19 protein-coding genes and 4 pseudogenes are annotated in these 22,174 nt (G+C 57.1%); 12 read left to right on the forward strand and 11 right to left on the reverse strand.

Annotation, left to right across the window (positions count from 1 at the left end):
• Positions 1 to 20: 20 nt before the first annotated feature.
• Positions 21 to 1,181 carry a serine/threonine protein kinase gene (locus BG90_RS00440; protein ID WP_010111068.1) on the reverse strand — a complete coding sequence of 387 codons (1,161 nt, stop codon included), beginning with the start codon at positions 1,179 to 1,181 and terminating at the stop codon, positions 21 to 23.
• Positions 1,182 to 1,716: 535 nt separating this feature from the next.
• Between BG90_RS00440 and BG90_RS37980 the strand changes: the two are divergent.
• Positions 1,717 to 1,863 (forward strand): annotated as a pseudogene (locus tag BG90_RS37980) (methyltransferase family protein); the annotation flags it as partial.
• Positions 1,864 to 1,972: 109 nt separating this feature from the next.
• Here the strand turns inward: BG90_RS37980 and BG90_RS00445 are convergent.
• The 5 genes and pseudogenes from BG90_RS00445 to BG90_RS34425 all read right to left on the reverse strand — a co-directional run.
• Positions 1,973 to 2,251: pseudogene (locus tag BG90_RS00445) on the reverse strand (IS3 family transposase); the annotation flags it as partial.
• An 88-nt stretch (positions 2,252 to 2,339) separates the two neighbouring features.
• Positions 2,340 to 3,938: pseudogene (gene tnpC / locus BG90_RS00450) on the reverse strand (IS66 family transposase).
• A gap of 93 nt (positions 3,939 to 4,031) precedes the next feature.
• Positions 4,032 to 4,385 carry an IS66 family insertion sequence element accessory protein TnpB gene (tnpB, locus tag BG90_RS00455; protein ID WP_010112058.1) on the reverse strand — a complete coding sequence of 118 codons (354 nt, stop codon included), beginning with the start codon at positions 4,383 to 4,385 and terminating at the stop codon, positions 4,032 to 4,034.
• Positions 4,366 to 4,851, reverse strand: a complete 486-nt coding sequence (gene tnpA / locus BG90_RS00460; protein WP_010112057.1) for an IS66-like element accessory protein TnpA — start codon at positions 4,849 to 4,851, stop codon at positions 4,366 to 4,368. The genes tnpB and tnpA overlap by 20 nt, the downstream gene beginning before the upstream one ends.
• 75 nt (positions 4,852 to 4,926) lie before the next feature.
• A pseudogene (locus BG90_RS34425) lies at positions 4,927 to 5,055 on the reverse strand (transposase); the annotation flags it as partial.
• A gap of 78 nt (positions 5,056 to 5,133) precedes the next feature.
• On the opposite strand from BG90_RS34425, the gene BG90_RS00470 reads away from it, so the two are divergent.
• From BG90_RS00470 to BG90_RS00495, 9 genes are all read left to right on the forward strand, one after another.
• Entirely contained in the window at positions 5,134 to 6,534 is a 1,401-nt protein-coding gene (locus BG90_RS00470) for a tyrosine-type recombinase/integrase (protein WP_038802199.1), read from the forward strand.
• A 273-nt stretch (positions 6,535 to 6,807) separates the two neighbouring features.
• The gene (locus BG90_RS34430) at positions 6,808 to 7,707 is read left to right on the forward strand and encodes a hypothetical protein (protein ID WP_144411686.1); all 900 of its coding nucleotides are present in this window, start codon (positions 6,808 to 6,810) and stop codon (positions 7,705 to 7,707) included.
• Positions 7,708 to 8,517: 810 nt separating this feature from the next.
• A complete protein-coding gene (locus BG90_RS31400) occupies positions 8,518 to 9,174 on the forward strand; it encodes a pentapeptide repeat-containing protein (RefSeq protein ID WP_081470040.1) in 657 nt (218 codons plus the stop codon).
• 327 nt (positions 9,175 to 9,501) lie between these two features.
• Complete coding sequence (locus BG90_RS31405; RefSeq protein WP_081470039.1) at positions 9,502 to 10,206, forward strand: nucleotidyltransferase domain-containing protein; 705 nt, start codon at positions 9,502 to 9,504, stop codon at positions 10,204 to 10,206.
• On the forward strand, positions 10,196 to 10,546 hold the full coding sequence (locus tag BG90_RS34435; protein WP_124072278.1) for a hypothetical protein: 351 nt from the start codon (positions 10,196 to 10,198) through the stop codon (positions 10,544 to 10,546). The genes BG90_RS31405 and BG90_RS34435 overlap by 11 nt, the downstream gene beginning before the upstream one ends.
• 23 nt (positions 10,547 to 10,569) lie before the next feature.
• Positions 10,570 to 11,838 (forward strand): IS256 family transposase, encoded by a 1,269-nt coding sequence (locus BG90_RS00480; protein WP_045568016.1) that lies wholly within the window; start codon positions 10,570 to 10,572, stop codon positions 11,836 to 11,838.
• Positions 11,839 to 11,944: 106 nt separating this feature from the next.
• Positions 11,945 to 12,475 carry an SGNH hydrolase domain-containing protein gene (locus tag BG90_RS00485; RefSeq protein WP_045568017.1) on the forward strand — a complete coding sequence of 177 codons (531 nt, stop codon included), beginning with the start codon at positions 11,945 to 11,947 and terminating at the stop codon, positions 12,473 to 12,475.
• A 171-nt stretch (positions 12,476 to 12,646) separates the two neighbouring features.
• Positions 12,647 to 12,961, forward strand: coding sequence for a hypothetical protein (locus BG90_RS00490; RefSeq protein WP_025990584.1), 315 nt, complete (start codon positions 12,647 to 12,649; stop codon positions 12,959 to 12,961).
• A gap of 13 nt (positions 12,962 to 12,974) precedes the next feature.
• Positions 12,975 to 13,316, forward strand: a complete 342-nt coding sequence (locus BG90_RS00495) for a hypothetical protein (protein WP_124072279.1) — start codon at positions 12,975 to 12,977, stop codon at positions 13,314 to 13,316.
• 611 nt (positions 13,317 to 13,927) lie between these two features.
• Here the strand turns inward: BG90_RS00495 and BG90_RS34440 are convergent.
• From BG90_RS34440 to BG90_RS00510, 5 genes are read right to left on the reverse strand one after another with little or no spacing between them, the layout of a single operon-like run.
• Positions 13,928 to 15,166 carry a PspA/IM30 family protein gene (locus tag BG90_RS34440; protein ID WP_124072280.1) on the reverse strand — a complete coding sequence of 413 codons (1,239 nt, stop codon included), beginning with the start codon at positions 15,164 to 15,166 and terminating at the stop codon, positions 13,928 to 13,930.
• Positions 15,167 to 15,205: 39 nt separating this feature from the next.
• On the reverse strand, positions 15,206 to 15,796 hold the full coding sequence (locus tag BG90_RS38165) for a PIN domain-containing protein (RefSeq protein ID WP_472298006.1): 591 nt from the start codon (positions 15,794 to 15,796) through the stop codon (positions 15,206 to 15,208).
• On the reverse strand, positions 15,762 to 16,922 hold the full coding sequence (locus BG90_RS00505) for a helix-turn-helix domain-containing protein (protein ID WP_010122736.1): 1,161 nt from the start codon (positions 16,920 to 16,922) through the stop codon (positions 15,762 to 15,764). The genes BG90_RS38165 and BG90_RS00505 overlap by 35 nt, the downstream gene beginning before the upstream one ends.
• A 1-nt stretch (position 16,923) precedes the next feature.
• A complete protein-coding gene (locus BG90_RS31410; RefSeq protein WP_010122737.1) occupies positions 16,924 to 18,330 on the reverse strand; it encodes an adenine nucleotide alpha hydrolase family protein in 1,407 nt (468 codons plus the stop codon).
• Complete coding sequence (locus tag BG90_RS00510) at positions 18,327 to 18,872, reverse strand: hypothetical protein (RefSeq protein WP_038802202.1); 546 nt, start codon at positions 18,870 to 18,872, stop codon at positions 18,327 to 18,329. The genes BG90_RS31410 and BG90_RS00510 overlap by 4 nt, the downstream gene beginning before the upstream one ends.
• A 401-nt stretch (positions 18,873 to 19,273) precedes the next feature.
• Here BG90_RS00510 and BG90_RS00515 point away from each other — a divergent pair, with 401 nt between their 5' ends.
• Together BG90_RS00515 and BG90_RS00520 are read left to right on the forward strand one after the other, a co-directional pair.
• Entirely contained in the window at positions 19,274 to 20,608 is a 1,335-nt protein-coding gene (locus BG90_RS00515; protein WP_124072281.1) for a hypothetical protein, read from the forward strand.
• Between the two features lie 107 nt (positions 20,609 to 20,715).
• On the forward strand, positions 20,716 to 22,167 hold the full coding sequence (locus tag BG90_RS00520; RefSeq protein ID WP_010122741.1) for a PIN domain-containing protein: 1,452 nt from the start codon (positions 20,716 to 20,718) through the stop codon (positions 22,165 to 22,167).
• The last annotated feature ends 7 nt before the right edge of the window (positions 22,168 to 22,174 follow it).

Genomic DNA, 22,174 nt, shown 5'->3' on the forward strand with positions numbered 1-22,174 from the left:
GGTTCAGCCCTGAAGCCGGGTTAGAAGCGGCGATACCGGTGCGGGAAATAATCGTGCATCGTGCCGGCGCGCTCGATATCGACGGTCGAGCAATGCAGCCCGCCGCCGAACGGGGCGACATCCCAGAACGGCACGGGGATCACCTCGAAGCCGAGCCGGTCGAGTTGTTCCTGCTGGGCGAACTCGCTCGCCTCGACGAACACGGTGCGCTCGTCCAGGCTCAGCAGGTTCATCGACAGCCATTGCGAGCAGAAGCAGAGCTGCGGCAGCGTCTCGCGCGTGCGCGCCGGCTTCGCGGCCGACACGATCTGCCAGTCGTTGAGGCGGAAGTATTCGACCATGTCCGGGTCGGCCGCACGCTCGCCGCAATGCAGGGCCAGCCCGGGCCGCAACGGCACGAGCGTCGCGTCGATGTGCTGCGGGTAGAAGTTGTCGAAGGTCACCGCATGCACGCGATGCTCGGGGAAATGATCGCGCAGCCAGCGGTAGCCGAGCTGGTTCGTCACCATCGACAACTGCACGAACAGATCCTTGCCGAAGCGCACGATATCGGCAGCATCGAACAGCGGCTCGGCCTCGGTCAGCAGCAGCCGGTTGGCGCGCACGCGATCGATCTTTTCGTTATCGGGCAGCGCCGGATAGCCCGTGTGGAAATCGGCATCGTAGGACGCCTCGGTCAGCCGCGGCTTGGGCGCCGCCTCCCAGCGCATCGCGGCATCGTCGCGGTAGTAATCGAGCAGCAGCGGCCGGTAGCACAGATACTCGAACCAGCGGCTGCGCTGCGACATGGTGGCCTCGAGGATCTCGTTGCCCACCACGATCAGCACGTCGCGCGGCGGCATGCAGCCGAACATCGACTGCTGTGTCCAGTCGGGCGTGGCCACGGCCTGCGAGAAATCGAATTCGGGCGGGCGGTCCACCACCACGCCGCGGTCGGTCAGCAGCTTGGCGAGATGATCGAGCTGCGCATCCGCCGCGGCCACGAAATCGTCGGGCATCGGCCCGAAACTGCCGTGCGGGAAACCGTGCTCGGGCCAGTCGCGCGAGACGGCCGGCTCCGGCGCCTGCACCATCGTTCCGCGCGCGCGCCCCACCATGATCCGCCGCAGCGGCGCCCACTCGTCCCAACTATTGACGCGTGCCGGCGCCTGGCGGCCGGCCTTGCCGATTTCCGTTTGCATCCCATCTGTCTCCGATCTGGATCAGGTTCCGCCGACGGCTCGCATCCACACCGCGCCGCCAGCACGACATGCTTTGCATCGAAACGACCCAGCCATACTAAAGCGGCGTCGACGCATGACGAATCGATAATTCCGAATGCGCGCATGCGCACGATGCATGTGATCGGTGGCGTCCGGCGCGATGGCTCAGCCGATGCGCGGGCCGCGCCGCACATGATTTTTCCAAGTGATCGTTTGGCAAATGCGCCGAGCCATCGTGCGCCGTCCGACTCGACACACAGCCCGGGATGCGGGCCGGCCGCGCGAATGGCCGATGGAATAAGTTCGCGCGCCCGGTTGTTCTGCTGGCGGGAACCGGTGTTTCCGGATGTCGCAAGCAGGATCGGGCGAACCGAATCGCTTCGGCCGCCGTCGTGCCGTCATCATTTCGGACTCCCAATATTTCATCAGACAGATACCCTGCACTCCCAACCGATTCAGGACAACCATGACCGCCACGACGCCCCAGCTGGCCGACACCGATCGCATGATGCAGATGATCACGGGCTATTGGATCACCCAGATAGTCCATGCCGCCGCCACCTATTCGCTTGCCGACCACGTCGCCGACGCTCCCGCGACGGCGGCCGAGATCGCCGCCGCAGAAGGCACCGATCCGTCGGCCACGTTCCGGTTCCTGCGGACCTGCGCGTCGCTCGGGCTGCTCACGTACGACGGTGAATCGCGGTTTGCGGGCACGTCGCTGCTCGACACCCTGCGCATGACCCTGTCTCGTTTCCACGTACAGCAAGTCATGCGGCGATCAATCCGGCCTCGTAGTCGACAGGGGTCTGGAAGTCGATTGAGGTGTGCAGGCGTTGCCGATTGTAATAGCCTTCGATCCAGTCGACGATGTCCAAGCGAGCCTGGGCACGTGTTTCGTAGTGAAGCTGATAGATTCTTTCGACTTTCAGCGTCTTGAAGAAGCTCTCCATCGGGGCGTTGTCCCACGCATTCGCGCGTCGGCTCATCGAGATATTTAGCTTGAAGTCGGCAGCCAGTTTCCGGTAGGTCCGGCTTGCATATTGGGCGGATTCAATCGGTCGTTGCAACATCTCCATATTGGAGGTGTTAAATGGTAAGCGGTCGATTGACCACGCCCTTGCGCGTTGACGCGAATTAGGCCGCCGTGGTGTCCGTGCGCTGGCCGAGCATCCACGGCAACAGCGCCTCGTCATCGTCGGCGCTTCGCGCGTAAGGCAGCGCTTTGAACAACTCGGTCAGGTAGCGGTAGGCGTCGACGCCGTTGGCCTTGCACGTCTCGACGAGCGAATAGAGATTGGCGCTTGCTTTCGCACCGCCGGTCGTATCCGCGAACAGCCACGCACGGCGTCCCACTACGAATGGGCGAATCGCGTTCTCGCAGGGGTTATTGTCGATTGGCCACGCCGCGTTCTCGACGTAGCGGTTCAGCTTCGGCCATTGTCCGGCGAGGTAGTTCAGGGCCTTGCCTAGCAAGCCGCTGGGGGCCGTCGTCGCCAGGTGCTCATCGAGCAGCGCCCTGATTTGTGCAAGCACCGCACGGCTATAGCGCCGGCGAAGGCGAGCCCGACGATGCGGCTTCTGATCTGCGTGCGATTCTGCTGCATACAGCTTGCCGATCAGCGTGATGAACTGCGTCGATGGCTGATGCGCACCTTGAGCCTTCTTCGGCAGGACCTTCTGCGCTTCTACAAAGTACCTGCGAGCATGCACCCAACAGCCAAGGTGGACGAGACCGTTGGCATCGGCGATCGCATTGTACGGTTCGTAGCCGTCCGTCATAAATACGGCGCCACGGCGAATGCCGGCCCACAGATCGCTGCCGTGTTGTTTGCCGCGCCCCGGCGCGTAGCCGAACAGTCGCACCGGTGGCCCGCTGCCGTTCATCTGCACCCACATGTAGCTCTTCGTCTGTGGCACTCTTCCTGGCTCCTTCAGTACCTGTACCGTCGTCTCGTCCGCGAACACGATGTGGCTATCGAGCAGGTGATCTCGCATCAGGTTGATCACCGGCTGCACGGCTTCGCCTACTCGCACTAAGCTCGCGGCCAGCGTATTGCGCGAGATGTCGCCTCCGAAGCGCTTGAGCAACGCAGCAATTCGATACAGCGGTAGACCGTCCATGTATTTGGAGACGACGAACCACGCCAGCGCCGCTTCCGTAAACAAGCCCTTCGGGATGACGCGCGAGCGTGCCGGCGTCACCTTCAGGCTCTCGTCGCAGCGCGGGCAGGCGTACTTCACACGTTCGTGGCGGATCACCCGCACCTGTTGCGGGATGATGTCGAGCTATTCGCTCACCTCCACGCCGATCTCAACGAGTACCGAGCCGTCGTGAGGGCACATGCGCTCCGATTCCGGCAGTTCATAGCGAATGACTTCGCGCGGCAAAGCCGGATCGAGCGGTTTGCGCCCGGGCTTTTTACGCGCGTGGCCGGCTACCTGCGTTTGGGCTTCGTCTTCCTCTTGTGCCGGAAGCGTTGCCGCCGTCGGCGCCAGCGCTTCGGCCTCGTTCAAGAACAAGTCCCGTTGATCGGCACTGCGGGCTTCGCTCTTGGCGCCGAACAGCCGTCGCTCATAGGCCTTCAACTGCTTCTTGAGCAAGTCGCGTTCGACCTTCGTCACGCGCAGTTCGCCGCGCAGCGCATCGCGCTCAGCAAGCATCGCGTCGCGCTCGGCAATGAGCGCGGCGAGTTCTTCCGCGGTAATCGATGCGGGTTGTGGGGCGCGAGTCATCCCGTAACCATAGCGGGTTTCGACGGGCCATGGGTTTACGTCGCCGCGCCGATCCCGATCGGTATGTTGCGCTCGTGCAACCATGCGCCTGTCCTAGTTGACGCGCGCATAATGCCGCGCTGGATGCTTGCGCATGGCGGCCAGATCGATGCCGTCAAGTAGCCAGTGCAACTGCTCGACGCTCAGTTCGAGAACGTCCGCGGCCTCGCGTGGCCATACGAAACGATCGGCTTCCAGCCGCTTCATCAAGAGCCAGAACCCGTTGCGCTCCCATAGCAGCAGCTTGATGCGATCAGCGCGCTTGTTGCGGAACACGTACACTGCTCGGGCGAACGGGGCGAGCCCCAGCGCTTGCTCGACCAACGCCGCCAAGCCGGTGATGTTCTTGCGGAAGTCGACCGCGTCGCGATGCACGTAGACCTTCAGCTCACTGTCGAGCCGGAACATGGCAGCGCACCAGCGTCTCGATCATCGTCGACATCAGCGCGACATCATGCTCGTTGCAGCCGAGCTTGAGCGTCACACCGTTAGGTAGCTGCGCGACAAGCTGGGACGGCGGCGACATGGACTCTCGCGATTGCGCAATCCCCATGCGAGTCGGTCGCCCTCGAACGTCAGTGACTGATGCCTCGATCTCGCCGATCTGAACCACGGGCACGAATGCCGGAGCTTGGCTCTCGATCGCCTTGCTTGCTGCAGCTCCGTTGCGCTCGCGCTCGTAGTCTCTGATCCACTTGCGTAGCAGGTTCGCGTTCACTGCGTGGTCCAGCGCCATCCTCGCAACTGACACTCCAGGTTGCATGCATGCCTGAACCAATTCCCGCTTGGCCTGCGGATCAAAACGCCGGCGCCGCCCGTCGCGTTCGAAGCCTGTCACCAGGCGTGACTTCAGATCGTTGCCGTGCTCTGTCATTGCGTCCACTTCCTCGTTCAAGTGGACATAAGCGTCGCCGCTCTAGCTTCCCAGGAACAGGGCGTCGATCATTGATCGCTTACGTACCGTCTCGCCGACGCCGACTGAGCGACTCGCCTCCATATGGCTATAGCCCTGGTCGAGCACTAGGCAGGCGGCTTGCCGTTTGAACTCCGGGGAAAACGTACGTCGTTGCTTGCTCATCAGACACCTCTTCATGGCGAACATTTTCGCCTAAATCAGTGTCCGGATTCATTAGACCACTACAAACGGGGACTACAGGTGATCAAGGAAAATTTCACGACCGAACGTGTGGCGGGTTACGGGTGCGTACCTGGACGACAACAGACGATCTACTGGGACAAGAAGCAGCAAGGACTCGGTCTTCGCGTGACGGCTTCGGGCGTGAAGTCCTATGTATTTGAGGGCCGCTTGTTTGGCAAGACCGTTCGCATCACCATCGGCTCGCCGAACGCGTGGCTGCTGGAGCGACACGCCACGACCGAAGCCGCAACCGGAAAAACCATCGAACGCCTCGGTGCGAGACAGGAGGCGGCCCGACTTAAAGCGCTGATGGATCGTGGCATTGATCCTCGCGAAGAAAGAGCAGAACAGCGCGCTCAGCATGAAGCCCGCAAACTCGAATCTCTCAGGCAAAACGCGACTGTATCGGAAGCATGGTCCGCCTATCTGGACGCACACCGCAACAAATGGAGTGATCGACACTACTACGATCACGAGAAGCTCGCACAAGCGGGCGGCCTACCTTGGAAGCGTGGACGTGGGACGACGATTCCTGGGCCGCTGGCGACGCTAATGCCGCTGAAGCTGACAGATCTCAACGCCGAGCGAGTGGCTACCTGGCTTGCGGCCGAAGCAGAAAAGCGGCCAACGAACGCTGAGCAGAGTTATCGCAAACTGCGTGCATTCATTCGGTGGTGCGATGACATGCCGGAATACTCAGGATCTATTGCTCCAAATGCGTACACCGCTCGTGCCGTGCGCGCAGCAGTGCCACGCACCAAGGCAAAAAGCGATTGCCTCCAGAGAGAACAGCTGCTTGCGTGGTTCAGCGCCGTACGTCAAATAGACAATCCGGTTATCAGCGCATACTTGCAGGGGCTCCTACTTACTGGGGCTCGCCGCGAAGAACTCGCCGCATTGCGCTGGAAGGACGTGGACTTCCGCTGGCGCAGTCTGACCATGAACGACAAGATTGAGGGAACCGGCGGCCGCACTATCCCACTTACGCCATATCTCGCGAGCCTCCTGATGCATCTCAAGCAGATGAACGAGATGCCGCCGAACAGACGGCAGTTGGCCAGCCTCACCGAAAAGGGAAAATCTTGGTCGCCCTCTGAATGGGTGTTCACCAGCAACAGATCGGAGGACGGAAAGATCGCCGAGCCCAGAAAGGCCCACAACGGTGCACTCGAGGCCGCCGATCTGCCTCACCTCACATTGCACGGACTGCGACGGTCATTCGGTACGCTTTCGGAATGGGTTGAAGTCCCTGTTGGCGTCGTCGCGCAGATCCAAGGACACAAACCGTCCGCGTTGGCCGAGAAACACTATCGACGTCGGCCGCTAGATCTTCTGCGGATGTGGCACGATAAAATTGAGTCGTGGATGCTGCTGCAAGCAGGTCTCGACCATCTCGTTACTTCCGCGACGGACGCCTAAACTGGTGGTGAAGCGGAAAAACGGCGCCTGGACGCTAACGGCCACACCTAAAACCACTCATAGCTGAGCAGGTTGCAAAAACCCGATGATGCAGCAGTACCTGCGCCTTATTTGACAAGGCTTAGCGCGCAAACCTACGCCGAGACCTACGCCCGCACTTTTGAGGACGGGCCGTTACCGATCCGTTGTGGGCGTTCAGCACGTCCCCACGCGGTTCAAAAGCGCCCCGCAGCTCCCTCAACGCTAGGGTCTCCGGATGGAGCCGGTGAACGGTTGGTAGTAACTGAAATAATGCAGATCCGCCTGACCTCGTGGAGAAACCTGCCAATGTCGCAACCAACCAACTCACCGCAGCCTGAAGCGCCGGAAAATAGCATCCAGTCCGTAGCCGCAGCAGCACCGGAAACTTGGCGGGAGACACTTAAGCAGCTCGCATGGCTAGCGGGTGCCGCAGTACTTTTTATCGATGATCTGAACCGAAAGGTTGCACAGTGGTTAGTCGATCATCCCGGCTTCGTCGATGGTATAGAGCGGTTTTTCAGAGCGTTGCAGGGAGTTCCCAGGAAAGCATGGGAGCAAGCCGCTATGCAAGGCTGGTATATCGCCAATGTAGCGCCATTTGAGTCTTGGGCATGGGCCGTTGAGGGCAGGCAGGCGCTAGACAACCGCATGATCGGCTATTTGGACGATGCGAGGGACGAACTGGCAGCACGAATCTTGGCGCTCTATCCAGAACGAGCAGACATCCTCTGTGTGGCTTTCGACCTACACCGCGCAGAAAATTATATCGCCAGCATCCCATTGATGCTTACACAGGTCGATGGAATTTGCGCTCAGCATTTGAGCAAGACCTATTTTTTTTCAAAAACGAAACGCTTCCAAACGTCCGTTAAGGATTTGATTGAACAGTCCGGCGATGATCTCACCGGCGCCTTCCTTTCAGCATTTTTGCTGCATACCCCGTTACTCGCAACCATCGACGAAGCGACGAAAGCCGGAAAATCCAATGGCCCTAATCGCCACGGGATCTTGCATGGTTCAGTGGATCACTTGGACTACGGCTCAAAAGTCAATGGATACAAGGCGTTTAGCCTGCTGTGCTTCGTCGCTTTCTGTTTCGACCTTCCAAGCGTCAAACGTCTCTCCAGCGGAACGCCGCTTGCAAGCGATTGATTGACATCATCACGAGATGAATTTCCGATGCGCTTAACGTGCGCACGGATTTTCCTTTCCCGACGACACGTAAAAAAGCCCGCGACCATTATTGGCAGCGGGCTTTTCGCAATACGCAAATCGACTTAAGTGGATGCACCCAGATTCATTGAAGAAACCACCACGGTCGCACCGATGGCCAGCTTCTTGAGATTCAATTGCAGTTTTTTGATATCCATAGACACTCCTCCGTTTGCAGTTAGATTAAGCTCGTACTTCGACACAGTTGGCTGCGCTGGAGTTGCTTTACGGTACATCTGAACAGCCGCCACCTTATGCTGGGTGTCGAGACCACAAGGCCCGGTCCACGTAAGTCGACTCGACGAAAATAATTGGTCGGGTAGGCTCTGCCGGGTGGCATCGGCAGTAAAAGCGGCCTGTACGTAATCTAGCAGACTGCCCAGGCCGTGTAAATGCACTACGCGCTAGTGGTAAACCGGTCCTCGGGTGCCTCAAGGCTCGCCAGCCGCCTGCCGTGATCGCCGGCAACGAGCGGCGGACTTCGAGCGGTCTCGTGCGGTCCCGTGCGGTCTCGCGCGGTCCGCTGGTGAACTCGGGCAGCCAAAACAACTTTTTCCCGTCACATGAGCAGGCAAATTACCGCGCCTCCCCGATCTCCCGGCCAACGGTCAAGCTGCGTGACTCGAATACTGGCCGTCGTCCGGCAGCCAGCCAGGAAAATTGCAATCTATCTTCAGCGACTTTCTTGTACCCTGCCAACGTGGTTCTCGTGATAGCCTGCCGTCACGCCACCGGATATTCTCAAGTGCCATGTCAAACTACAAAGAAGACGCTACGGGCCCCAAACGCTTTACGGAAAATGATAGTCAAACTCGCCAGGAACGAGGCACCTCTGACGCTGCCTCTGAGCCGTACACGCCCGAAACGTGCGCCGCACTCATAGAACGACTCAAAACCTCCACCCGCACAAAATGCGAAGGCGGTTCATTTCCGAAACACGTTATCGGGGTCGACTTCACTGGATTTGATTTCACAAACATAAGCGCGAAAGAAGTTGTTTTTGAGTCGTGCAAATTTATATATTGCACCTTCAATGGCACTTACTTCAGAAAAGCACAGTTCAACAAGTGCGACTTCACAGGATCGAGATTCAAGGATTGCAATTTCCGAGACTGCACATTATCCGGAAGCGATTTCAAATACACGCAATTTAGCGGCACGCTAATCTCAACAACAGAGCTACTACTCAATGCGCCGACCTGGTTAAATGTAAAACGCGAATTCATGATGTCGCTCCGCAAGAACGCAGAGAGCGTCGGCGACGTCGAGTCCGCCAAGATGTTTATCCGTGAGGAATTGAAGGCTGCGAGGAAGTACTGCCAAGAGGGATGGCGCCATCAAGGATCGTACTACAAAAAAAGTATCCAAGCATCTCAGATCGACTTTTGCTTTTCCTTGAATCTGTAGGCTACGGATTTGATTGGCATTTTTGGGGGCACGGCGAATATCCCGCTAAGCTCGGACGCTTTATCTTGATTTCACTTCTGATAGCAGGTGCAGTCACCCTAGGTTTCGATGACGCAATATCTCTGAACGTCACACCCGTCAGCACATTCTTGCACACTTACGTTCAAGCAACCATTGCAGTAATTTGCACATTCCTGGGAGTTTCTCGAGATGCCACGCTTCCTTCCGTCCCGGAGCCACTGCGCATTTCACTTGTCTTATTTAGATACGTAGCGCTCGCCTTCTTCACAAGCTCGCTATTTAGACGACTCTCTCGGCGATAAAATTATGAAGCAATTCAAAGCTCATGATGGAATAATCGTTGACGTTCGATTATTCGGCTCTATGGCGCGAGGTGACTCAGACAATCATAGTGACTTGGATATACTCGTCGTAACTGATGCCGGAAAACCGGACACAAGCAAGCTGCATGAATGGATATCACAGAGGTATAACGCGAACGCGGATCTCTCAATTTACAGCCTGGAACGACTTAAGTCCATGTTCGTAGATGGACATCTTTTCGCGTGGCACCTCTACCAAGAATCGCACCATCTCGAATACGAAGACACCGTCGATTCAATGACAATCCTCGGCAAACCGTGCCCCTACACGTCGGCGTACAGAGATGTTGCTGAGTTGCTTGGCCTATTAAAGACCATCAGAGATGAATCAATGAGTAGCTTCAGCCTTACATTCGAGGCTGGACTCATATACGTGTGCGCCCGTAATATCGCGCTGTCGGCGTCATGGCACATGAGTGATGGAATAAAATTCGGACGCAACTCCCCATTCGAGGTCGCGACGGGTGAACTGACCTTCCCGATTCCTCGTGCGGACTTTGAGGTGCTGGCGGCATGCCGACACGCATCGACCCGTGGCAAGACAGTAGCACCGCCTGATCGCCGTTGGCTGGTGGCGCAAGCAACTTTGTGTCATAAATGGGCAAGTGAAGTTAGCCGGTGGATATTGGAGAAAGAACATGTCAACTAAACGCCGGTTCAGGGACCATGTAGAAATCGAACGAGAGGTACTGAACTTTGTCAACTGCTCTGCTTTCGCTCCTGTTGAACTTTGCGGCTTGACTGTCGCTGGCATTGAGACGTGGGCGCGTGAAGCCCGCAACACCGGATCGTCACAGCAAGTAGTTGCCGAACTAGCGGGAACATTGCGGGAACTCGCGGAACGCTGCCGCTTGAACGCCGACCAGAGCCGAGACGTGTTCGAGGAAGAGGATTTAGTATCACGAGGCACTATCGACGCATGCGTCGCCAAACTTAAGCGGCAGCTCAAAGCCCGAGCCTGTCAGATTTTTAGTGTGCTGAGGTCATGAGACGATAACGGAACTAACGTCCTATGACCGATGCAACTGTGACCAAGAAGAGCAAGAACCCGAAGGCACCGAAGCTGTTTCCCGATGAGCTGATCGATCAGTTGCTTGCCCAGGTTCAGGGCAAGGATGCCGAGTCGATCCTGGGCGAATCGGGGCTGGCCGGCCAGCTCAAGAAGCAACTGGCCGAGCGCATGCTCGCGGCCGAGTTGAGCCACCATCTGGAAGCCGAGACCGAGCAAGGCAGGGCCGGTAACCACCGCAACGGCACCAGCCCCAAGACGGTCCTGACGCCCAACGGCGAACTGAAGCTGGATATTCCGCGCGATCGACAGGCGACGTTCGAGCCGCAGTTGGTCGGCAAGTACCAACGCCGGCTGCCAGGCTTCGACGACCACGTGATCAGCATGTATGCGCGCGGCATGAGCGTTCGCGAGATTCAGGGCCATCTGCTGGAACTGTACGGGTTGCAAGTCTCGCCCGACCTGATTTCGACGGTCACCGACGAGGTGCTGGCCGACGTCGAACAGTGGCAGCAGCGGCCGCTCGAGGCCATGTATCCGATCGTGTACTTTGACGCGCTGCGGCTGAAGATCCGCGACGAAGGCACGGTCAAGAACAAGGCGGTCTATCTGGCGCTGGGCATCCGCGCCGACGGCCGCAAGGAAGTACTGGGTTTGTGGATCGAGCAAACCGAAGGCGCCAAGTTCTGGCTGAAGGTCTTCAACGAGCTGAAGAACCGCGGCTTGCACGACATCCTGATCGCGGTGGTCGATGGGTTGCGCGGCTTCCCCGAAGCGATCGAGGCAGTCTATCCGGCCGCCCAAATCCAGACCTGCATCGTGCATCTGATCCGCAATTCGCTGAATCTGGCGAGCTGGAAGGATCGCAAGCCGCTGGCTGCCGCGATCAAGCCGATCTATCAGGCCGCCACGGCCGAGGCGGCGGCAGCGGCGCTCGACGCCTTTGCGCAAAGCGAGTGGGGGCGCAAATTCCCTACCGTCGCGGCCATGTGGCAGCGCCAATGGGAACAGGTAATCCCCTTCTTCGCCTATCCGCCCGAGGTGCGTCGAATCGTATATACGACAAACGCTATCGAGAGCATGCACATGCAGTTGCGCAAGATCGTCAAGAACCGCGGCCACTTCCCGAGCGACGAAGCCGCCAGCAAACTGCTGTATCTGGCCTTGCGCAACATCGAAAAGGATTGGAAGATGCCGCCTATCACCTGGCGGCAAGCAGTCAATCAGTTCGCCATTCTGTTCGGCGAGCGATTCACCTCCGCCATCAGCTGAGATTTTTAACCGGCCTCAGCACACGAAATTCCTGACACGTCCCACGTCGTCGAACGCGGGCGACGATCCGGCGCTGTGCCGTGACGCCAATATCACGGCGCTGCACATGCTGCTCGACACGCCCGAACTCAAGACGGTTGTACTCGTCATGACGGACCGCGACGTAATCGGACAGACCTTCTCCCATCGCGACCAGACCGCGCCCCGCGCATCCGCCGCACTCGATGGGCTCGACCAGGCGGTAACGACTCTCGAGAGAGCCCACCGGCGCGTCGCGCTGGTCCTCGACAACCCGCGCCTACGCGATCCGCGACAGTGCATGGACCGTCGCCCGCTCGCGTGGCCATTCCTGCGGCATGCACTCGGCGTCGCCGACATGAGCGCGGCGAAGCGTTGCGCGATCGGCTACCGCGAACACGTCGCGCGCATGGCGCCGTTCACCGCGCTCATTGACGAGCTGAAGCGCCGCCACCCCGCTCTGCTCGTCTACGACCCGGCAAACGCGCTATGCGACCGCAGCCGCGACACCTGTCCGATGACAAAGGATCGCCACTACCTCTATAGCTACGGCGATCACCTGTCCGACTACGGAAACGGACTCGTCGCCCGGCAGGTCTTGCCGTTGCTGCGCCGCTGATCGCGCCGTGCGAATCAACACTCGTCCCATCCCTCATTGCTTGGGTTCTGGCGCCCATCCGCCTCGGATTGCCAGAACCACTTTGCCGACTGGGGAACGGTCGGCGCTTTTTATTCCTATTGGCCGGTTGCGTCGGCCCCCTACCTCATGCGCATCACTCAAGGAGACCCTATGAAAAACCTCATTGCTTCACTTTGCGCCGTAGTCGCGTTGGCCGGCTGTTCGGACAGTCACCTGAAGGTTCGGCTAACCAACAATCCCGCCTTCCCGGAGATACCGCGCCTGCGCCTCACTGCAATCGATCAAGACGTGACCGTCAGCGGCGTAAAAGTCAACGACGGCGAGTGCCCGCTGAACATGCTCGAACGATTCCCTCGAACGATTCCGAAAGGATCGAGCGATACGGTCGACATTCTGTCGTCATGCGACACCGTAAAGAGCGTTGCCATCAAGACCGACGATGGCACCTTCAACTTCTCTTTTTGAAAGGAAATCGACTATGAAACAGATCCTTGCGCTGCTCGCTGCTGCCTGTGCGTTCACAACCGTCCATGCTGGTACCACGTGCGTCTATACAAAGACAAAGACGTTGCCGAACTACAGCCTCGCCCTCGTACATCCGGTCACGGTCTATAAGGAACCCAATGTGACGTCCGAATCGAAGCAGATCACGGAAGTCGGCGCATACTACGTGATTGCCCGAACGAGCAGCTTCATCAAGCTCGCCGACGCACGCTATTACGAGAAGAATCCGGCGTATGCGTTCGCTGGATGGGCGAAGAAGGACGATTTCGACGTCGTCGCATATCGCAACTGCGTCGCAGCCTCGGCATCTGAGTAATCTCCGACGATCACAACGGGCGCAGGGAAGTTCCCTGCGGTGCACTGCGTCATTTTATTTTTTTGTCCGACCAGTTCGAGAGCGCGCCGCATAGTCTTTGAACGACCGGCAGTTGGCGAACCGGGAGGCTATCTGCCCATGCCGGCAGCGATCGTTATCCCACCGATAGACCGACCTCTGCCTTCATTGGATGCGGCTTACGGTAGCAATCCATTGAGGAATTGGGAAGGCCCCGTCGCACGATCACCAAAATTCGAGGCCTATAGAAAACCCGCCGAAGCGGGTTGGTTGCCAGCAATATTGCCAACTACTTCCCCTTCGGTTTCGATTTTGGCGCTGGTGGCTTTTTCGCCTGCGCTAGATCGGAGCCCGCAACAGACTTCTGGGCAGGAGTGCTCTTTCTGTTGGCAAGTTGCTTGCTTGCCAACGATGCGTCTTTTTTACCCGTAGTCATCAACACCTCTTCTAGAAGACGGTCAATTTTTACTACGTACTCAATGTATGACGATTATTTTGATCTCGGCGAGTAGAGTTTACCCGAGATACGGAAGCTCCTCGGCCTCCCGCGCCTCACGTCGCCCTACACGCCCTCTAACGTACCAGTTTTGCGACTAGTACGATGCCGCGTCCGTTTCAACGGAACCCTCTCCTGGTGAATCAACCGTTGGCGCCTTCTTGTGGGTACGACGAATGATCGTTCGTCGCGTCGCGTGCTTATTCGAGTTCACCGTCGATTTCAGCTCCGGCGGAACCAATTGAGGTGACGCCACCGGTACTTGGATACTCTGCGCAACAGCTTGATTGGGGGCGAAATATCTATAGCCGAAGAATGTACATAGCCCCACCAGGATCAAATTAACAACAACTAGCCCTCGGATATTCCAACGACTGATCGCTGTTGGTGTCGACCGTGATGTCACGATACTGGCGGTAGTCGTCGTCAGTTTCTTGTTGAGTTCGTTGACGATTTCATCTCGTGCAGTCAGCTTCCCCTTGAGTTCCTCCACCTCGCCAGTAAATTCTCGGATCGTTTCATTCTGCTGAGCCGACATTTTCTCCAGTTGAGCAATTCGATTCGAAGCATCACGAAATCGTTTAAGTGCCTCGTCCGCCTCACGCCTCGCATCATCCTGCCTGTTGCGAGCATCTTCAACTGCCTCGTTAAGCCTGGTCACGTCCCGCTCCAGGAACTCAAAAGAACGTCGGTCACTAATAACACGTCCTGCCAGAAACCCCGTCTGAAGGACGTGACGAATCCTGTTCACGTGCGCCTCTTCGAGCGCATCTGTCGTGTCTTCATCCTTGACCGAATACTCGAAAATCTCCGGTAGTCTCACCTCGACAACCGGCATGCGCAAGCGGCGCAGCTCTTTCTGCTTGTCCACTGGAACCGCATGTGTATGCCAAACCTCGATGTACATCTCGCCTGCCCATCTCAGGCTCAGCAGGCTCTTCGAAGTAAAGCGCAAGTAGATGTCAGCATAGAACGGCTCCCCGGATGTGACGATGCTCTTCTCCGTCTCACCATGAGTAATAGTGATCTCGTGCTCACTGTCTGCGCCAAGTCTGAGCCGAGTAGTTGAAAGGCCCCCGATTGCATCCTTGAACAATCGATGCGACAGGGACTCACCACCGCCACCTTGCGCATCGTCGCCTGCGTTTATATATGCGAAGAAGGCCGAGCCACTCTTCTGAACATGCTTGACGGGCTTTCGTTTCCCAGGCTTGTGCCAGCTCCAATATGTCCGCCCCAACGGCTTGCCACCATACTTCGAACGCTCTCGGCTCACAGCCCACGCTGTAATTCTTCCACTGCCGAATTCACCAACATACGCCCAAGTTTTGCTCACTGACGTGCACTCAAAAAAAGTAACGTGTCCGGCAACTATTTAAGCGTTAGTTCGATCTACCGCAAGCAATTCAGCGAACAACGCACGCTCATGGAACACGACTGCCATTCTCGAAACACTACGTGCCATGGAAACTGCGTCACGCAGCATCTGTTCACTCCAATCCGCACGCCTCGCTGCTTCGACAATTAACGAGAGAGACGTACCCGATCGAACATCCGGGAAACGAGTAGCCAAGATCCGTCGAGCCTTCTTATCGTCGAGAACCACGCTCCCCAACCCGTCGGCTGCCAGGGCGATTGCAGCACTCTCGCCGTCGTCCAAGGTGTCCGTCGACGGGCCACTCAACAAGGTTAGATACGTCTCGTATGCTTGCTCCGACATGCGGAGGAGATTCAAGCACCCATCGTCTATTAACGGTTGCAAAGGAGCGCTCTCCGTTCGTTGACCAGGCATGCGACGAATCTCAACTGCCGTACGCTCCTCGACCCAGCACGGCACACCTAGCGCACGAAGCAACTCCGTCGGTCGGCCCGTACCGAGCAGGTTGAATAGCACGCTTGCGTCAAGGATCAACGGGCCGGCCGGAAACCCACTAGATGGCAAGTTCAAGCGCTTCTCCCTCGCCACCAGGGCTCACATGCTCCAACACATCTCGGACCGCACCTAGATCCAGCTGCAATTTCTTTGCTATCTGTTGCTCCGACAACAACCCTTTTTCGAATGCCTCCGCCGCAAGCAGCAGCGTTCGGGGAGTGAAGCGATTCACGGCCTCGGGTTCATCTAGCTCCCGTCGGACTTCCTCAAGGTGCTGGGTTCCTAATCCTTTTGATTTCAAGGACTCAAACGTGCCTTTGGGCAAAAGACCCAACCCCTCGAGTCGCCGCGTCATAGCTTCGATAGACGTGTGGAAGTACACCGCCATAGCGAGCAGTTGTCGAACGGAGAACTGTCCCGCAGCGTCGCGCAATTCAGCAGCCTTCTTCCTCACCGTCGTCGCCGGCATCAGCAGAGCTCGCGCGAACGCGTCACAGAACCGTTCTTCGCGGTCGGCCGAGTTCATTTCGGTCGTGTGAATGACTACACCAGAGCGTCGCAGCAACGCGTGGCAAAGCTCATGAGCGATAGTGATACGCCGTCGCGCTGCGGGATGTACCGCGTTCACGACAATGAATCCGCCGATCGATTCGTCGTACGCGAAGGCTCCACTTACCCGTGGAGGAAGACCACGTTCAAATACGCGTAATCCCATATCCAGCTCAACGAGAGATATGAGGTCTGGTATCGGGCCGAGACCGATACCCAAGCGCTGCCGCGTAGCGAGAGCGACATCTTCGGCCTGCTGATCTACGGACCCAGACTTACCGATCGAAATGATCGGTAGATCCGGTTGAAGCATTGCTCGCTCGAGCATAGTTTCGAGTTCCACCGACGCCGCTGCCAGCTTGTTCAGAAGCACATGTGCGACTGCACTATCGGCATCGTCAGTACTCGAGTGCAACCGAAACTTCAATTCCATGTCCAGGCTTGGCGTACCATCGGCAAGAAGCTCGCTCTCCGACACGGCATACAGTTCGGCAAACGACCTCAACTCGTCTACCGAAACAGCTCTCTTCCCACTCTCGATAGCAACCACCGTCGTGCGAGCAAAGCCAAGCGCCTGCGCCGCCACATCCTGAGTCATCTTAGCCAGCGAGCGGGCGCTTTTCAGTCGCGCCCCCAAGACTTCCGGGCGGACCTTCAATTCGATAGCCATGCTATCCCCTCGCAGTTCGTGAAATCCATGAGTTTTCGCCGCACGTAGAAAGGAACTCATCCCACTCCGCCGCGTGACAATTCAATAACCTAGTCATACTACTTGTTGCGTATTCGATGCCACCGTCGACGAATCTAGCTAGATCGATCGCAGCAACTTGAGCGGCACCACCATTCGACACCGAAACCAAATCTGCAAGGCGTTGCATGTCTCTCGCGCCATTCCTCGCGAGATCATGGAAGAAGCGCATCCTGACGTTGCCGTCCCCGGATCTCAGCGCAGATTCGAGCGTACCCGCACTTAAATCTTCGAAGAGATATTCGGTCGCGCCGTCAAGATTTGCGGAATGTTCAGCCGTGCGCCGCAGCAAGCAATTTCCACATACGCCGCAGTGGAACATTTGCCCATCGCGAGACGTGAGTCGAGCATCGCATGAGCAAGAGCGGTGTCTGCCTAGAACTGCGCGTACATCCTCACCAACATCCGCAAGCGCGCGCAGGACAGCGCCTTTCGTTTCGAAAAGCGCCGGATGATAGAACTTCACGCGTTTCCCCGTCAATGCTTCGACGAAACGCGACAGCTTAGCGGTGAACCCTGGGTAACAACTCCGATGCTTCGCCTCATGTCCGGTCACGATTAGCGATCCACCTATGCTTCCTTGACCGTTCTCGGGGATCATGACCTTGTTTGCTCCCGACTCGATCGCTCCGAGGGCGGCCAGCAGATAGAACATAAACGGGCGAGACCTGAAGCTAGGCTCAGCTCGTCGCATCGGTTTCACTGAGACCGGGACCCGCACATATTGAATATGTTCAGACGTTTTGCGCTTCAAACCATTGCCATGGTCGACGCCGGAGGTACGTGCATCAGCAAAAACGCAGACTACCTCAGTGTCCGGATGCTCGCGTTGCCAGAGACGAACTTGCCCATAAGAGTCCAACCCATGGCTGAATGGAACGAACAGGAGCTCCCGGTTGCTCAGAGATATGTCGGACAGCAAGGACTGCCCCAAGGTCGGCGGACGGCCCGTACGCTCCGTAAAGGAGAACGACCACATATCCCCCGTTAAGTAGTTCAGGCAATGTACGAGCGAGTCTTGAACCGATTGTTGAAGCCAAATGTTTGGCCTGAAAACAGGAAGCTCAATATGCAGATAACGCCCCCAGCCCTTCGAGTGGTGACGCATGAGCTTCCGATCAGCGTATTTGACGGCGCCAATCAACGTCATCAGATCATGAGCAAGCCCGTCCGACTGACGAAAGCAATACGCAGATAAACGATCTGGACGTACCTGTATGTCGTCACCCAAACGCACCGTGTGGACTTTAGAGGACTTGCGGGCGCGCCGGTCCGTGACACGAAAAAAGGCAGAAGGTGCATTTGGGTGTGCCGCACTTTGGTGATTCATACGCGCATATCTAGGGAGAGATCGAGGATCTGGTCCGTGTCCAGCTTCTTCTTCGTGCGCGGGGCGGGTTTCGAAGTGAAGTCGATATCAGCGGCCAGCTTGGTCATCGCGCGTCGTAGCTGGTTGCTTTGCCCCTCGTTAAACTGATCAGCGACACTCAGCGCGCAATGCTCAATTCCTTGACGCGCACAATCGCTAATGACGGTGGCACGGACCACGCCTTCCAGCCTATCTACCGGACCGCCATAGGCGACCTGACGAGCGACCTCACAGACATTTCTCTCGAGCGATGACCAGGCACTCTGCTCAAAGCTGTCCACAACGGCAAGAACGCTTTCGACGCTAAACAGACTCGAGCGAGCCTCTTCGACTTTGTGAACAAGTTCCGCGAACCACGCCGGACGGACACCGTCCTCCCATTCACGGCATGAAGCTCGATGAATTTCGAGCACGGCTTCGCCCTGATCCGGCCTTTCGACTGCTCGCACGGCTTTCCTCCAGTGCGGTCGCAAGGCCATCGTCGTATGTAGATCGTCACGCATCCCCGCTCCTGAGGAGATCACATGTCCACATATTAGGCCGGAAAGCGACAATGTCAACGAAAAATTCGGCAAATGCCCGACATTGTCATGACTGATCAACCTCCAATCGGGGCTAGCGGACTGCGTACCGACCCTAAAAATACCGGAAACGCGAGTTAATCCTGATCGAAGTCCGTCACACGTCCCACCGTCAACGTGTTCCATCCCCTCGAAAACGCACGAATATACGATGCGCCAGACTCGATCGGTGGTTCGCGGGGAACAAGCGGATCAAGCCCGTGAAACAGTCGGTTTCCTCATGAACGATTTTCTGCCAAACTCCAAAAAACAGAATTTTAGCTTGACGACAATTACTAACATATCTAGGCCCAAGTCGTTGGGGCACGCGCTTCGGGGAAAAAATGAGCGAAATTTTGGTGTATTGCGCTGTGGCGAGCACTGTCGTGGTAGTGGGCGGTATCGGATACTGGTTCTCGCGCGTCCGATCAAAAGCGGCGTTCCGTCGAAACCGCACGCCCGACGTGAAAGCCATCGGCGACATCACGCCGCTTTCTACTGCGATTTCGGAGCAATCGCTATCAGAGTCACAGGTGCTCGGCATCAATCTGGATTTCATCGATTCAACGGGGAACGTGGTGTTCAATACGAGGGAACTCCCTCGCTTTCCGTCTGACGCAGTGATTCTCGATGATACCCACGGCGTAGCGCTCGCCCGTGGAAGACAACTGGCCGCCGACGTGTTCAAAGGTAGTCTCGGGCTGCCGAACAAGACGGTCGAGATAGTTTTTGATCCGGATATCCAACGCAAACTGGCAGAGGGCACTCTCGAAGTCGTGCCAGCGATCGGCGGCGGGACTCGCGCTATGGCGCGTCGAGTCGATGACGGACAGATCGCCGCTCACGGTCGTGTTCTTGAAGGCGGCCGGGTGAGGCAAATGGCGGCCGGGGCATTTCAGCTCCTGAGCATTGCCGTAGCACAGTCTCATCTTGACGATATCAACCGCAACCTTATTTCGATCAAAAACGAGGTTGCTGGCATCCGCGAACAACTACACATCAACGATAAGTCGAGGCTCATTGGGACTGTGGACTATCTGAGTCGTGTCGTGGCTTTGATCCAGAAGATGGCGTCACCCGACGATATCCGTAGCGAAAAGAAAGTGGAAATGGAAGCCATCTCGCGAGAGGTATCGGCTTGGATCGAACAGATTCGGCTTGAAGTTGAGGCCCTCAACAAACTAGTAGCGAACGTAGACGATCAGGATACGTTCGGTGGGACGGAAACCACATATAAATCGCTCAAACAGCATGCCGATGCAGCTCGCACCATTCTCGAGAAGCACAACTTGGTCCTCCGCATTGTGGCCTTGATGCGCCTCTGCGAAGCATACATCGCCCCACTGGAAACAGACTCCTTACCAGGGTCCTGGACGAGTCAGCCACCCGCTACAACCGCAGATTTTGAGCGATCGATGATCACGCTGCGGGACAAAGCAAATCAATTGCTCTCGCGTGCTCTATGGAACAAACAGGAGACGTTGGAACGGCGCCGAAGCGACGTGATTTCGATGACGGAGCAGCTCCTCGGAACAGCCAGGAACGAGTTCGCCGGATATGATTCCCTCATGGATCGCATCAACTTCAATCTAAAGCGGCTAGCACAAAAGGACGGCAAGGTTCGGATGGCCGTCTCTTTTGACGCCGATAGCAATGTGAGGTCAGTCGCGCTTGTTTGATGCAGCAATCCTCCGCCATATTATCATTGCCCCACGCGCGCATGCATTTTACCCTGTGTGCGTGGCTCCGCTAGAACCATAGCTGTAAAACGTAATACGCTAGAGTCATGCACGTCTTCGTACCAGACACGAACTTCTTTCTGCAATGCAAAGACTACGATCAACTCGACTGGTCGTTGGCAACCAGCGACTCCGAGATCACAATTGCCGTACCCCGTGTCGTGCAGCGAGAGATTGATCGTCATAAGGACGGTGGCAACGCCCGCCGCGCGTCAAGAGCCCGGAAGGCATGGACAACATTTGCCCAGATTATCGATTCCGTCGACAACCGCATTACGACGCGGTCCAAGGGCTGCACCATCAGTCTTGAACTATTGATGCCGAGGCTGAAGGCCGACGACTTCCCTCATCTTGACTTGCAGAGCCCAGACGATCAGATCGTCGCAGAAGCCTTCTGGCTACAGCAGCAACGTCCCGATGCTATCGTGACGTTTCTTTCGAACGATACCCCCGCACTTACAACCGCGAAGTCGATGGCACTACCGTTCCGCCGTCCGCCGCTGCAATGGGCGCTGCCTCCAGAGAAGGACGAACGCGACAAAATGATCGACGAGCTACGCAAGAAGATCGATCTGCTGTCCAACCAGTATCCTGCGCTCACATTCACATTACCTGATATCCCAGACAATCGCATTTCGACACGAACCATCCGGTTTCCGGCTCTGACTCGATCCGAGATCCAACTCTTAGTGAAAGACATGAAAGAGCTGTTTCCGATGGAAGCGCACTTCCCGCAAGACCCTCCAAAGCGTGAGAGCGGCCGACACTTCGGCTTTGCAGCAATCGCAACCTCCCACGAGCGGTGGGAACCGGCCAGGTCGGAGGACATCGAGTATTACCAAAAAAAGGCCTATCCTGAATGGCTGCGACAGATTCAATCGGAATTGGAAAACGTCCATCAGAGGCTGAATAACGACTCACTTCTGAAGTTTACTGTCGCCATCGAAAACGTCGGGAGACAACCAGCAATGAATTTGTTGATCTCCTATCGGACCGAAGGTTCAATCATCTTCGATGTGCCGAGTACCAAGCAAGGCGACGAGGAATCTGGTGGTAGTAAGCCACTATTCTCCGATGCCCCTACACCGCCGAGCGGCAAATACGCGAATCTCATGGATCGATTCGTACAGATACATTCCGTCCGAAATACTCCGTTCGGTATCGACCTTGACCGTCTTATTCCTACCCTAGCGGGCAGCCGAGCAATTGAACGTCGCGATCCGAACAGCCTGTACTGGAAACATACCCGCCCAACCAGCGAATCTAGAGAATGGGTGCTCGAGTGTGACGCGTTTCGGCATCAGCATGAGCCTCATACCCTCGAGATCGTCGTCCGCCCCGATGTCACAACCGGAGACACTGCTAGCGGCGCCATTCGGTGTTCGGCGCATGCGTCGAACCTGCCCGCGTGCACCGAACTCGTCGTTCCCGTACGCATTCAGATCGAGCGTGGGAACACGGTACAGCGAGTTCGAGAAGAGCTATTCCGATTACGCTGAAGAACAG

This window comes from Burkholderia oklahomensis C6786, from assembly GCF_000959365.1.
Taxonomy (GTDB): domain Bacteria; phylum Pseudomonadota; class Gammaproteobacteria; order Burkholderiales; family Burkholderiaceae; genus Burkholderia; species Burkholderia oklahomensis.

Bases quoted from the DNA above. Each gene is read 5' to 3' on its own strand.
- BG90_RS00515 (WP_124072281.1), top strand. From the start codon at position 19,274: ATGAGCGAAATTTTGGTGTATTGCGCTGTGGCGAGCACTGTCGTGGTA.
- BG90_RS00510 (WP_038802202.1), bottom strand. From the start codon at position 18,872: ATGCGTGACGATCTACATACGACGATGGCCTTGCGACCGCACTGGAGG.
- tnpB (WP_010112058.1), bottom strand. From the start codon at position 4,385: ATGTTCCGGCTCGACAGTGAGCTGAAGGTCTACGTGCATCGCGACGCG.
- BG90_RS31405 (WP_081470039.1), top strand. From the start codon at position 9,502: ATGAAGCAATTCAAAGCTCATGATGGAATAATCGTTGACGTTCGATTA.
- BG90_RS31410 (WP_010122737.1), bottom strand. From the start codon at position 18,330: ATGAATCACCAAAGTGCGGCACACCCAAATGCACCTTCTGCCTTTTTT.
- BG90_RS00520 (WP_010122741.1), top strand. From the start codon at position 20,716: ATGCACGTCTTCGTACCAGACACGAACTTCTTTCTGCAATGCAAAGAC.
- BG90_RS00485 (WP_045568017.1), top strand. From the start codon at position 11,945: ATGCTGCTCGACACGCCCGAACTCAAGACGGTTGTACTCGTCATGACG.
- BG90_RS00505 (WP_010122736.1), bottom strand. From the start codon at position 16,922: ATGGCTATCGAATTGAAGGTCCGCCCGGAAGTCTTGGGGGCGCGACTG.
- BG90_RS34435 (WP_124072278.1), top strand. From the start codon at position 10,196: ATGTCAACTAAACGCCGGTTCAGGGACCATGTAGAAATCGAACGAGAG.
- BG90_RS31400 (WP_081470040.1), top strand. From the start codon at position 8,518: ATGTCAAACTACAAAGAAGACGCTACGGGCCCCAAACGCTTTACGGAA.
- BG90_RS00440 (WP_010111068.1), bottom strand. From the start codon at position 1,181: ATGCAAACGGAAATCGGCAAGGCCGGCCGCCAGGCGCCGGCACGCGTC.
- BG90_RS00495 (WP_124072279.1), top strand. From the start codon at position 12,975: ATGAAACAGATCCTTGCGCTGCTCGCTGCTGCCTGTGCGTTCACAACC.
- BG90_RS00480 (WP_045568016.1), top strand. From the start codon at position 10,570: ATGACCGATGCAACTGTGACCAAGAAGAGCAAGAACCCGAAGGCACCG.
- tnpA (WP_010112057.1), bottom strand. From the start codon at position 4,851: ATGACAGAGCACGGCAACGATCTGAAGTCACGCCTGGTGACAGGCTTC.
- BG90_RS00490 (WP_025990584.1), top strand. From the start codon at position 12,647: ATGAAAAACCTCATTGCTTCACTTTGCGCCGTAGTCGCGTTGGCCGGC.